General features: G+C 37.7%; 14 protein-coding genes. 12 read left to right on the forward strand and 2 right to left on the reverse strand.

Annotation, left to right across the window (positions count from 1 at the left end; all coding sequences use genetic code 11):
• The 6 genes from Q0F90_RS03670 to Q0F90_RS03695 all read left to right on the forward strand — a co-directional run.
• A partial coding sequence (locus Q0F90_RS03670) for a nucleotide sugar dehydrogenase (RefSeq protein ID WP_296003453.1) occupies positions 1-805 on the forward strand: 805 nt, incomplete at its 5' end.
• A 36-nt stretch (positions 806-841) separates the two neighbouring features.
• Positions 842-1,288, forward strand: a complete 447-nt coding sequence (locus tag Q0F90_RS03675) for a VanZ family protein (protein ID WP_296003455.1) — start codon at positions 842-844, stop codon at positions 1,286-1,288.
• Positions 1,289-1,555: 267 nt separating this feature from the next.
• Positions 1,556-2,359 carry a tyrosine-protein phosphatase gene (locus tag Q0F90_RS03680; protein ID WP_296003456.1) on the forward strand — a complete coding sequence of 268 codons (804 nt, stop codon included), beginning with the start codon at positions 1,556-1,558 and terminating at the stop codon, positions 2,357-2,359.
• 244 nt (positions 2,360-2,603) lie between these two features.
• Positions 2,604-4,754 carry an anaerobic ribonucleoside-triphosphate reductase gene (gene nrdD, locus Q0F90_RS03685; RefSeq protein ID WP_296003458.1) on the forward strand — a complete coding sequence of 717 codons (2,151 nt, stop codon included), beginning with the start codon at positions 2,604-2,606 and terminating at the stop codon, positions 4,752-4,754.
• 137 nt (positions 4,755-4,891) lie between these two features.
• A complete protein-coding gene (gene nrdG, locus Q0F90_RS03690; RefSeq protein WP_296003476.1) occupies positions 4,892-5,389 on the forward strand; it encodes an anaerobic ribonucleoside-triphosphate reductase activating protein in 498 nt (165 codons plus the stop codon).
• Positions 5,390-5,391: 2 nt separating this feature from the next.
• Entirely contained in the window at positions 5,392-6,630 is a 1,239-nt protein-coding gene (locus Q0F90_RS03695) for a chloride channel protein (RefSeq protein WP_296003460.1), read from the forward strand.
• A 75-nt stretch (positions 6,631-6,705) separates the two neighbouring features.
• On the opposite strand, the gene Q0F90_RS03700 is transcribed toward Q0F90_RS03695, so the two are convergent.
• Both Q0F90_RS03700 and Q0F90_RS03705 read right to left on the reverse strand, forming a co-directional pair.
• Positions 6,706-7,254, reverse strand: a complete 549-nt coding sequence (locus tag Q0F90_RS03700) for a gamma carbonic anhydrase family protein (RefSeq protein ID WP_265137454.1) — start codon at positions 7,252-7,254, stop codon at positions 6,706-6,708.
• 20 nt (positions 7,255-7,274) lie between these two features.
• Positions 7,275-8,228 (reverse strand): nitronate monooxygenase, encoded by a 954-nt coding sequence (locus Q0F90_RS03705; RefSeq protein ID WP_296003465.1) that lies wholly within the window; start codon positions 8,226-8,228, stop codon positions 7,275-7,277.
• A gap of 559 nt (positions 8,229-8,787) precedes the next feature.
• Here Q0F90_RS03705 and Q0F90_RS03710 point away from each other — a divergent pair.
• From Q0F90_RS03710 to Q0F90_RS03735, 6 genes are all read left to right on the forward strand, one after another.
• The gene (locus Q0F90_RS03710; protein ID WP_009372088.1) at positions 8,788-8,922 is read left to right on the forward strand and encodes a rubredoxin; all 135 of its coding nucleotides are present in this window, start codon (positions 8,788-8,790) and stop codon (positions 8,920-8,922) included.
• A 101-nt stretch (positions 8,923-9,023) separates the two neighbouring features.
• Positions 9,024-9,536 carry a DUF177 domain-containing protein gene (locus Q0F90_RS03715; protein ID WP_296003468.1) on the forward strand — a complete coding sequence of 171 codons (513 nt, stop codon included), beginning with the start codon at positions 9,024-9,026 and terminating at the stop codon, positions 9,534-9,536.
• Between the two features lie 25 nt (positions 9,537-9,561).
• The gene (gene rpmF, locus Q0F90_RS03720) at positions 9,562-9,738 is read left to right on the forward strand and encodes a 50S ribosomal protein L32 (protein WP_004693428.1); all 177 of its coding nucleotides are present in this window, start codon (positions 9,562-9,564) and stop codon (positions 9,736-9,738) included.
• A gap of 336 nt (positions 9,739-10,074) precedes the next feature.
• A complete protein-coding gene (gene fapR, locus Q0F90_RS03725) occupies positions 10,075-10,635 on the forward strand; it encodes a transcription factor FapR (protein ID WP_296003469.1) in 561 nt (186 codons plus the stop codon).
• Positions 10,636-10,638: 3 nt separating this feature from the next.
• Complete coding sequence (gene plsX / locus Q0F90_RS03730; RefSeq protein ID WP_296003471.1) at positions 10,639-11,667, forward strand: phosphate acyltransferase PlsX; 1,029 nt, start codon at positions 10,639-10,641, stop codon at positions 11,665-11,667.
• Positions 11,651-12,646: a beta-ketoacyl-ACP synthase III gene (locus Q0F90_RS03735; RefSeq protein WP_296003474.1), complete on the forward strand. Its 996-nt coding sequence runs from the start codon at positions 11,651-11,653 to the stop codon at positions 12,644-12,646. The genes plsX and Q0F90_RS03735 overlap by 17 nt, the downstream gene beginning before the upstream one ends.
• Positions 12,647-12,701: the final 55 nt, after the last annotated feature.

Genomic DNA, 12,701 nt, shown 5'->3' on the forward strand with positions numbered 1-12,701 from the left:
AGGGTATACTGTACAAATGCGTGAAGAGTTTAAAACTGAGAATTTAATCTTCTCCCCTGAATTCTTGCGTGAAGGTAAAGCATTATACGATAACTTGTATCCATCTCGTATTGTTGTAGGTGAAGTCTCTGAACGGGCACGTCGTTTTGGACAACTGTTAGCCGATGGTGCGCTTAAAGAAAATGTACCACAATTATATACAGACTCTACAGAAGCAGAGGCTATTAAATTATTTGCTAATACCTACTTGGCTTTGCGTGTGGCATACTTTAATGAGCTTGATTCCTATGCGGAGGTACGTGGTCTTAGTACAAGCCAAATCATTAATGGTGTATGTTTAGATCCTCGTATTGGTGATTTTTATAACAATCCGTCATTTGGTTATGGTGGTTACTGCTTGCCAAAAGATACGAAACAATTATTAGCCAACTACAATGATGTACCACAAAATTTAATCTCTGCTATTGTTGATGCGAATAGAACACGTAAAGACCATGTGGCAGATGCTATTATAGCTAAAAACCCAAAAATTGTTGGCATCTATCGCTTGACGATGAAAATGAACTCTGATAACTTTAGAGCATCAGCAATTCAAGGTGTTATGAAGCGCATCAAGGCTAAAGGTATTCCTGTCGTTGTTTATGAACCGACTCTTGATGCAGAAGACTTCTTCAATTCACCGGTGATTAAAAACTTTGAAGATTTTAAACGCGTCAGCGATGTTATTGTGGCTAATCGATGGGATCCATCTTTAGAGGATGTAAAAGATAAGGTTTATACGAGAGATATATTTGACCGCGATTGATTTAGCTATATGTATTGTGACGTTTAGGAGAGTAGTATGAAACGTTGGATACTATATATTGTGTTAGGTCTGATTGTGTTTTTTATATGGGATAATTCATTGCAAAATGGAGGCTCCTCTGATGGATTTAGCCTTATGTTTGCAGAAAAGTTAGCGCCTATAGCACATAAACTAGGCTTTCATGGAAATATATGGGCTTTAAATAGGGTTGTTCGGAAATTAGCACATCTAACAGAGTTTACAATCCTTGGTGGCGTTTTATATGCGATTTTACGTCGCTATATTGAATATGGAACCGTCTTTAAAACACTTGGTCTAGGGATGGCGATAGCTATTCTTGATGAATTTATACAAAGATTTTCACCAGGTCGGAGCTCTCAGTTTACCGATGTTATTATTGACACAATAGGGGTTATTATTGGTATATTCTTAGTAAAGTTAGCCTATGGTATAACTCAGAAAAAAAGCATATATAAAAAATAAACTGTTGATAATATACAAAATGAGTATAAAATGCCTCATAATCACAAAGATTATGAGGCATTTTTTAATGAAATTTAGATGAAAATTTAAATAGATTATTAAATGAACACATTATAATTTATCTATTTTTATATAAAAACCACTATACAAGCGACTTTTACCCTGTTATAATCATGAATAGAAAATGAAACTTAAATGAGATAAACATGAACTTTATAAAAGAGGACGATTTCTGTAAGGGATTATCGTAAGTAGAAGGGAAAGATTATGAATCGCGTGGTTGATTTACATGGTTGCATTTTGCCAGCTGTGTTAGGTCCTCAAGGGCCACAAACAATGGCAGAATCAGTAAAAATGATAAAATCCTTGGCTGAACAAGGTATTACAGATATTTTTAGTACACCTGATGTAACCGTATCTATGGATATGAATACATGGGATGAGATAGAAACAACATTGAATGATGTGAAGCTTGCTGTAGGGGAACAACAAGTGGATGTAACTATTCACAGTGGTGCTCGTGTTCTACTTTGTGATGAAATGGTTGAATATATTGCTGCTCATCGCAATCAATATCTTTTGGGGAATAGCCATTTCATGTTAGTAGCATTACCTCAAAATAGCAAAGTTCATCATGTTAATGCATGGTTGCTAAGCTTACTTGATATGGGTATTGTTCCTATCATTAGCGAAGTAGAATCTCACCGTCAATTGTTTACTAAACCTGAACAATTATTGGAGTGGGTTGATAACGGCATTTTGATTCAATGCAATATGGCATCTTTTAACCACAATAATGCTAATTACCAAAGAGCTATTGAATTGTACCGCAATGGTTTGATTCATTTCTTTGGTACTGGTTATAGCAGTGAAAGTAATGTACAAGCACATCAAAGTTATGTAGAAGCTATTTCTAAATTAGATAGCACGTACAAAAAAGATTTGCTCCCTAATATCCATCTTAATGAGCGAGATCTTTTGGCTAATCGCACATTCTATCCAGCGGTACCATCTAGTTGGGTAGGTCAAAAATCCAATTTCTTGACACGTCTATTTGGCTTTGCATTATAATTTATATAGGTTCTTTTATTCATGCTATATTGGTATGGGTAAAAGAACCTATTTTTACTTTATATTGTATTTGGACTTGAAAACAACCACCATATATAGTATACTGAGGAGGCAGTAGAAATAGAGAGTTTTCTAATAATTCTTTACATTTTTACATATAAATTTATAAAAAGTATGGTTTTCCATACTTTTTTCTATGTCTTAACATATTTTTCAGCGGTAACAAAATGGGGAGGTTGCCAATATGTTGCAGGTCATCAAACGGGATGGTACAAAGGTACCTTTCGACAAACACAAAATTGCTTTAGCTATTGAAAAGGCTGAGCATAGTAGTACAGGGTTGTACGAAGAGGGGTTAGCAGAGCGTATTGCAGATGAAATTGAAGAGTATGCTCAAAAGCTCCAAAAAGATATGACAATTTATGCTATTGAAGATCAAGTGTATTATAAGTTGATTGAGTATCATAATCCTGCAACGGCACGTGCCTATGAAGGTTACAAAGCTGTGCAAGCTTTCAAACGTCGTCAAAATACAACAGATGATGATGTAATTGGTTTGTTAGATCGCAGTAATGTTAGTGTTCTTGATGAGAACTCTAATAAGGATGCAGCGATTGTATCTACACAACGTGATTTAATTGCTGGTGAGGTGTCTAAGGACATTGCACGCCGTAAATTGATTCCTACGGATATTTTAGAGGCCCATGATAGTGGTGCCATCCATTTCCATGATATGGACTATATTATCCAACCTATGTTTAACTGCTGCTTAATCAATTTGGAAGACATGCTTACAAATGGCACGGTAATCAATGGTAAGAAAATTGATACACCTAAATCCTTCCAAGTTGCATGTACAGTTACAACACAAATCATTGCCCAAGTTGCATCTGGTCAATATGGCGGTCAAAGTATTAACGGCATCGATCGTATTTTGGCGCCATTTGTGCGTAAGTCTTATGAAAAAATCCTTAACAATGTTATTGAAGAACAAGTTGAGATTTACGGCATGGAGCCAAATATGGAAAAGGCTCGTGAAATCGCTTGGAAACGTACGCGTAAAGAGGTTAAGGATGGTATTCAAACTATCCAGTATCAAATTAATACATTGATGACTACAAATGGTCAATCTCCATTTGTTACATTGTTTATGTATTTCCAACCTGATTACGAATACGCTAAGGAAGCCGCTCTCATTACGGAAGAAATTTTACGTCAACGTATTAAAGGCGTAAAAAATGAAGCTGATGTATATATTACACCTGCTTTCCCTAAGTTGATTTATGTTCTTGATGAACATAATGTAACACCAGATAGCCCTTATTATTACTTAACTGAATTAGCTGCACAATGTACGGCTAAACGGATGTACCCAGATTATATTTCCGCTAAAAAAATGAAGGAAAACTATGAAGGGAATGTATTTAGTCCAATGGGTTGTCGTTCTTTCTTATCTCCTTGGAAGGATGAACAAGGGAACTACAAATTTGATGGACGCTTTAACATGGGCGTTGTGAGCTTAAACTTGCCACAAATTGGTATTTTGGCTCGCGGTAGCGAAGAAAAATATTTTGAAATTTTAGATAAACGTCTTGAATTAGCAGAAAAAGCATTGTTATTACGCTACAATCTTTTAAAAGATGTAGTGAGCGATGTGTCTCCAATTCATTGGCAACATGGTGCCATTGCACGCCTTAAAAAAGGTGAAAAAATCAGTCGTTTCTTATCCGGCGGTTATGCAACGATTTCTCTTGGTTACATCGGCATCTATGAAGCTACTCGCTTGATTACAGGTGAGTCGAATACAGGCGAAAAAGGCCGAGTATTTGCTATGAAAATCATGGATCGTCTAAATGCAGCTATTGACTTATGGCATGATAAACATAATCTTGGCTTTGGTTTATACGGTACTCCTGCTGAAAGCTTAACAAATCGATTCTCCTCTTTAGACCGGGCTCGTTTTGGTGTTATTGAAGACATTACAGATAAAGGGTATTACACTAATAGCTATCACGTAAATGTTCGTGAAGAGATTAATGTATTTGATAAATTTGCTTTCGAGTCTGAGTTCCAAAAGAAATCTACAGGCGGCTGTATTTCCTATGCGGAAATCCCGAATATGACTAATAATATTCCAGCTATTTTGACCATGATTCAATATATTTACGATCACATTTCTTATGCTGAGTTTAATACGAAATCCGACTACTGCCATGAATGTGGCTTTGATGGAGAAATCAAGGTAAACGAGCATAATGAATGGGAATGTCCTCGCTGTCACAATACGAACCGCGATAAATTAACTGTTATCCGCCGTACATGTGGTTACCTAGGCGAAAACTTCTGGAACGAAGGTCGTACTAAAGAAATCAAAGATCGGGTAATGCACATTTAAAAGTATTAGAATTATAGTTATCATATATACAAGGTAAAAGCTGTGCCTATGGCACAGCTTTTACTGTATTTGAGAGAAATAGAAATATATCTATATAGTGTTAGTCAAAGTTGATAGGCACTACTATGGAGGTTATGATGAGATATGGGCAAATAAGACAATATGATATTGCCAATGGAGAAGGAATTCGTACGTCTATTTTTGTGACTGGCTGTACGCATTGTTGTTATAACTGCTTTAACGAGGAATACCAAGATTTTAATGCCGGTAAAGAATGGACACAGGCAGAAACAGATTTAGTCGTATCCTATGTTAAGGATCCTAACTGCTCAGGTTTAACTTTATTGGGGGGCGAGCCTTTCCAAAATGTACAAGGTTTATTACCTGTAGTAAGAGCTGTACGAGCAGCTGCACCAGAAAAGAAAATTTGGGCCTATTCAGGCTATGAAATAGATGATATCTTAGAGGATGAGTTGAGAAGTGCTTTGTTACAGGAAATCGATATCCTCGTAGATGGTCGATTCATAGACGAACTTAGAGACCCTGCATTACGTTTTAGAGGGTCTTCTAATCAACGCATTATTGATGTGAAGAAGACATTAGAAGCTTGCGAAGTCGTATTAGCAATGGAGTAAGTATGGCATTTGATAAACGATTAATAGGTCTCATTATTATAGTGGGCTTTATAGCTGGCTTAGTGGGTGCTTTTTATACGCATTTATTGCATGGAATTCAACAGTTTGTATATCACTATTCTGCGGCTGACCACATGAGTTTTGGTGCCGCTGTAGCACGTGTTTCACCATTAGAGCGTTTAATACCTCTAGTTATATGTGGTGTAGTAGGGGGTGTAGGGTGGTTCCTCATTCATCGCTATGGTAAAGGTGTTGTAGATATTAAGGCTGCTGTTTCAGGAAAAATGGATATGCATCCTATTACAACTTTACTTCATGCGACGCTACAAATTATTACGGTTGGTATAGGATCCCCATTAGGGCGAGAGGTTGCACCACGCGAGGCCAGTGCAGGGATTACCACATTCTTAGTTGATCACTTTGACATAAAGCGTGAGGATCGTCAGCTTTTAATTGCTTGTGCTGCAGGGGCTGGTCTTGCAGCCGTTTATAATTCACCTTTATCAGCGGCCATCTTTACGTTGGAAACATTGTTGCTCACTTGGAATATGAGGGCTATGAGTGCTGCTTTAGTATGCTGCGGATTAGCCACCTTTGTGACTCGGCAAGCAGGTGTAGGAGATGTTATTCAATACACGATGGCACAGCCTAGTTTGGGAAGTCATTATGTAGAGTTTTCCATAGCTTTAGGCGCTATAGTTGCTGTGGGAGTAGTATTATTTAATATTACTCAAAGTAAGTTGCCAGCTATTCACCGTAGTAGTCCTGTTATGATTCCTATTTCCATCGTTGCTTTTACACTAGTAGGTGTAATGGCTATGTACTTCCCTGAAATTCTTGGCAATGGTAAAGCAGGGAATGAGTTAACCTTTACGAATGAAATTACGTGGACCTATGCATTGGGATTATTTGGAACTAAATGGGTTGCTGTATTGCTAGCTTTGGCAGCAGGTGCCTATGGTGGACGTATTACGCCATCTATGATGTTAGGTAGCACCTTGGCCATTGTGTTTGGTACTGCATGGTCCATTGCAGTTGCTCCTATTTCCTTAGGAATGGCTGCCTTTGTAGGGGCCGTAGCATTTTTAGGTCTCGCACAAAAGATGCCTATGACCTCTTGCGTATTTATGCTTGAATTATCTCGCTTCTCTGTAGAAATGTTGTTCCCTATAGCCTTGACGATGGGTACAGCACTTATGGTAGAGCAGATGATTCAATCAAAATTAAATAGCAGTAAGTAGTTATAACAAAAGAGCGGATAGTTGTTAAGCAACTATCCGCTTTTGTTTGTTTGTCAATTTCTGTTGTATATGTGATTATACGATTTTAGCGTTTTTATCGTATTCTTCGCCACCTGCATCAGGAAGCATACCGTATTCTACAGTCCACAAGTGTTTATATTTTAACGCTTGATTATGAATGCGCTCAATTTGAGTTTCATCTGTACGAACAACGCGAGCTGGAATCCCAACTACTAGAGAGTTAGGAGGGATGACAGTATTTTCTTTTAATACAGCACCAGCGGCAATGATGGAGCCGGAACCAATATGGCAACCACTCAATACGATGGCACCCATACCAACTAATACATTATCCTCAATTGTGCTGGCATGTACGATTGCACCATGACCAATTGTAACATAATCACCAAGGACACAAGCCTTATCATCATCTACGTGCAAAACAGAGTTGTCTTGTACGTTAGAGTAACGACCTACAACAATTTTGTTTACGTCACCTCGAAGTGCGCAATTTTGCCAGATAGATGCATATTCTTTTAATTCCACATCACCAGCAAGTTCTGCACCAGGCATAACGCAACTTTTAGGATCTAATTTTGGATATTTTCCGTGAAATGGTAACATGAGTACTCCTATATTATTAATTAAACGATTTCAATAAGGCGTTGAGCTTTACGAATAGACATAATAGCTTCATTCATTACAGATTGAACGATAGTATGAGCCGGTTCAATAGTAGTAAGACGATTTAAACCTTGGCCTACTTGTACAGCACCATTTACAACATCCCCATCAATAGCGGCGCGTTTGTTAGTGCCTTGAGACATTTTAGTGCGTTCTTCCGGTGTAGTAACACCATCAGTTTCAGCAGCTAGATAGCGTGTAGTAAATTCATTTTTTAAGCTGCGGACGCCACCGTGACCAGAGAGAAGGCCTGTTACAACAGAATCTGTATCTGTAGCGTTAATGATTGCTTCTTTCATGTTTGGATGTGCTTGGCATTCTTCGGCTAACAAGAAACGAGAGCCCATTTGCACGCCTGCTGCACCCATTAGTAATGCTGCTGCAAGACCACGGCCATCTACGATAGAGCCAGCCACAACAACAGGGATAGAAATTTCAGGTAAAATGTTTTCCATTAAAGACATTGTAGTTTGGCTACCGATGTGTCCACCAGCTTCCATGCCTTCAATAATCATTGCATCAGCACCAGCATCTTGGATGCGTTTTGCAAGTTTCAAAGATGGAACAACAGGAATAACTTTGATGCCTGCATCTTGCAGTGGTTTAATATACGGAACAGGGTTACCAGCGCCAAGAGTTACAAAGGCTGGTTTTTCTTCAATGATAATTTCTACTAATTCATCCTTATTTGGGGCCATTAACATAAGGTTAACACCGAAAGGCTTATCTGTTAATTCTTTACAAGCACGGATCTCATTGCGTGTCCATTCAGCATCGCGGCCACCAAGAGCAATTACACCAGTAGCACCAGCGTTGGCAACGGCAGCAACTAATTTGTGTTCAGATACCCAAGCCATAGCGCCTTGAATAATAGGGTATTCAATTTGTAAAAGTTGAGTTAAAGCTGTTCTCATACATCCTCCTATGATAACAATGTAATAAACGAATTCTTTATTAAGCTTCAAATAAGAATCTTTTGTTCTTTTATAAGAAACAGAGCTTTAATAAAGTAAAAGTATGTATAAGTATATACTTATATACTAATGTGATTAGGTGTATTTGTTAGAAACTATATAGTCCTATAATAACTTTTATATAGTCATATAAGCTCTTCTATATATAATAGTATAATATATAAATTATGTATACCTTAGATAGATGGATTGCAGTTGTTAATTAAATAAATAAGCTGTTAGTAAGCTGTTACTCTTAAATTTGAAATAGTATGGTCTAAAATGTCAAAGGACATTAATGTTATATTTCAAAATTCTAATTGATAATACATTTCAAGTTTGTAAGGTAGGATAAATCCGCATAGTATATATGATTTTTAAATATTAGAAAAATTGAGAAAATAAGAAAATGAGTATTGAAAAGTTTCGATATCTTTGGTATACTACATTACAGATAGAGTATCTAATTTAATTAAAGATAAAATTTAAACAAAATTTTCAAGTGAAGGAGGAAATACACATGGAAAAATACGTATGCGTAGTATGTGGTTGGGTTTATGACGAAGCTGTTGAAGGCGTAAAATTCGAAGATCAACCAGCTGATTATGTTTGCCCACTTTGCGGTGTTGGTAAAGACCAATTCGAAAAAATGTAATTGACTTTCCAAAAAGGCTATCTTGAGTCCACTTAAGATAGTCTTTTTTATTTGACAAAGCACCATGTCATGTTTATAATATTATGAGTCGAGGTAAGATTATGAAACTGCAAGTAGAGCAAGCAAAAGAACATATAGGAAAGAAATTTCCTTATAGCTATACGATACCAACCTCTGAGCTTGGTGACGTAACTGCTTTTCCTTGGAGCCGTCATGATATAACCATTAATGGTGAGTTTTGGTTTGATGGTCAAAATTACATCGTTCAAGGTTCGATAGAGTCTAAAGGTGATTACGATTGTTCTCGTTGTTTAAATTCGACAGAGCATGATCGTAAGGATTCCTTTGAGGAAATCTTTAGTGACCGTCGAGATACTGCGGATGATGTGACTCCTTTCGATGGAGAGGAAATTGACTTAACCGAACTAATTAGGGATACATTAATCATCAATGAGCCCTCTCAAGTGTTATGTCAGGATGATTGCAAAGGATTGTGCGTTCATTGCGGAGCAAATTTAAATGTTTCACCTTGTTCTTGTGAATCCTTTGTGGTGGATCCTCGATTTGCAGAGTTACGTGCTTTGCTTGATGAGAAAGATGATAGATTGTCCTAATGATTGTACTAAGGAGGTGCAGATAATGGCAGTACCTAAACGTAGATTGTCTAAATGCCGTCGCGATCGTCGTCGTGCTAATTGGAAATTAGAAGCTCCTGGTTATGTAGCATGCCCACAATGCCACGAACCTAAGATGCCTCATCGTGTTTGCCCTACATGTGGTCACTATAAAGGTGAGCAAGTAGTAGCTAATGCTTAATATGTGAGCGGATGAAAAGACGCCTACTTCGGTAGGCGTCTTTTTTATATGTTTTTTCATTTTATATTCTTATATAGTTTTTAGTTATATACTTATAACTTTATATGCCACTTAATTAGTAGTAAGTGTCACTATTTTATAGTAAGATTAATCTATAAGGTAGTGGCATTTTTTTATACTTTTATAAACTAAAAGATACTTAAATATAAAATTATAACTATATTTTGTATATGTCATTAAAATTTGTTACTATATGTATGAAAAGCCTTGCCAATAGGGGAATTATTGTATATACTTAGGATGTAATATTAATACTAGGTCATAAAAGGTGGTCCCATGAGTCGGTTAAAGAAGCAAGAGCGCCAAAAGCAGTTACAAGAAAAACTGAATATTACGCCATTTCTTACTGATGAAGAATTGGCAACGCACTTTAGTGTAAGTGTGCCAACTATTCGTCTAGATCGACTAGAGTTGGGAATACCTGAGTTGCGTGAACGTATTCGCGTAATGGCTACAGGTCAATCACAAGAAACGGTAGATCATGTACCGTATGAAGTAGTTGGGGAATTGATTGATGTCACTGAAGGGCAACAAGCATTATCTATGCTACGGACTACGGCTGATATGGAAGATCGATTTGGACATGTAGAGCCACAGTATTTATATGCTCAAGCAAATTCCCTCGCAAAAGTAGTCATGGGTACTACTGTTTGTTCTGCGGAAGTTGGAAATATAAAATACAAGAACCCAGTAGGAGCTGGTACAAATTTGGTGGCAAAAGCAGAAATTGTTCGCCGCCGAGGTAATAAGTTCTTTATTTGGGTCATCATAAGAGATAAAATAAAAGAAGTATTTCGCGCAAAATTTATTATGGAATCCGTAGAGAATAGGGTGTAAATTATGAAAATTGCAATAGACGCCATGGGTGGCGACTTTGCTCCATTGGAGACTGTACTAGGATCCATTGAAGCCGTACGAGCAAATGAACACATTCAAGTGGTGCTCGTCGGCGATGAGCAGCAAATTTTTAACATATTAGAAGCTAATAATGAAGCTAAGAATCCACGTATTTCTGTACATCATGCTAGTGAAGTAATCGGCATGGATGAGCATCCAGGTCAAGCATTGCGCAAGAAAAAAGATGCATCTATCGTAGTAGCTACAGCGCTAGTTCGCGATAATCATTGTGATGCTGTTATTGCTCCTGGTAGCACCGGAGCTGCTGTTGCAGCAGCCTTGTTTGGTCTTGGCCGCATTACGGGGGTAGATCGCCCTGTTATTGCAACACCAATGCCTACAGTAAGTGGTATTACTGTTATGCTAGATTCAGGTGCAAATTCAAATTGCAAGCCTAAACATCTTGTACAAGGTGCTTTGATGGGTTCTGAATACGCAAAGCTTTTATTAGGTAAAGAAAATCCTACTGTAGGATTACTAAATATCGGTGAAGAATCCACAAAAGGGAATGATGTTGTTCTAGCTACGTATCCAATCTTGGAACGTATGAAGCTTATTAACTTTAAAGGTAACATTGAAGGTCGTGATATTCCAAAAGGGACTGTTGATGTTGTTGTATGTGATGGCTTTGTAGGCAATGTAGTATTGAAATTTGCGGAAGGCTTGGTAACAGGCTTAACACAATTAGTAAAAGATAGCATTATGGCAGGTAGTATTTTTGCCAAGATTGGTGCTATGTTAGTAAAGCCAGCTTTGAAAAAAATGGCAAAACGCTTAGATCACACTGAAAATGGTGGCGCTCCACTCTTAGGTGTTAATGGTTTGTTTATGATTTCTCATGGCAGTTCTAAGGCCAAAGAGATTAAGAGTGCTATCGAAATTGCTGATGATCTAGTAGAGCGTAAAATTATTCAACACATTCGTGATACGATGGAAATTGAAGGAGCCTTAAAGTATGACTATGATGAATAAACCTGTAGGGATCATTGGTACTGGGAGCTTCCTTCCTGACAATGTAGTAACAAACTTTGATCTTGAAAAAATGGTTGATACCAACGACCAATGGATTAGAGAACGTACTGGTATAGAAGAACGACGCATTGCACCGGAAGGTATGAATACATCCTATATGGCAACAGAGGCTGCTAAGAAAGCATTGCAAATGGCTAAGGTCAATGCAGAAGACATCGATATGATTATCTTTGCTACCTTAACACCAGATATGATTATTCCTTCTGCAGCTTGTGTTTTGCAAGCTAATCTAGGGGCTAAAAACGCAGCAGCTTACGATTTACAAGCGGCATGTTCTGGCTTTGTATATGGATTGATTACTGCAGCTAGTTATATTAGCTCTGGTATTTATAAGAAAGTACTCGTTGTGGGGGCAGAAATTCTTTCCCGTCGAGTAAACTGGAATGATCGTGGCACATGTATCCTCTTCGGTGATGGTGCAGGTGCTGCAGTAGTATCTGAAGTACCTGAAGGTTATGGTATTAAAGGTATTGATATGGGCGCCGACGGCACTGGTGGACCAGCACTTTGTATTCCAGCAGGTGGTACTGCTGTGGTAGCCAATGATCAACGTGTAGAAGAAGGTTTAACATTCATTCACATGGATGGCCCTGAAGTATATAAATTTGCTGTTAAAACGATGGGACGCACTGTTTTAAAATCTTTAGAACGAGCTGGTATGGAGCTAAATGAATTAGATTACTTCATCCCTCATCAAGCAAATATTCGCATTATTGATTCTGCAGCAAAACGATTGCATCTGCCAATGGAAAAAGTTTTTGTTAATTTACATAAGTATGGTAATACATCTGCCGCGTCTGTAGCGATTGCTCTTGATGAAGCATATCGTGAAGGACATTTCAAACGTGGAGATAATGTTGCGTTTGCAGGATTTGGTGCGGGCCTAACATGGGCAAGCCTAGTCTTGAAATGGTATTAAGGAGGACACATCAAGATGATTAAGACTGACATTTGTGATTTATTGCAGATTGAGT

Source organism: uncultured Veillonella sp., from assembly GCF_934190855.1.
Lineage (GTDB): Bacteria > Bacillota > Negativicutes > Veillonellales > Veillonellaceae > Veillonella.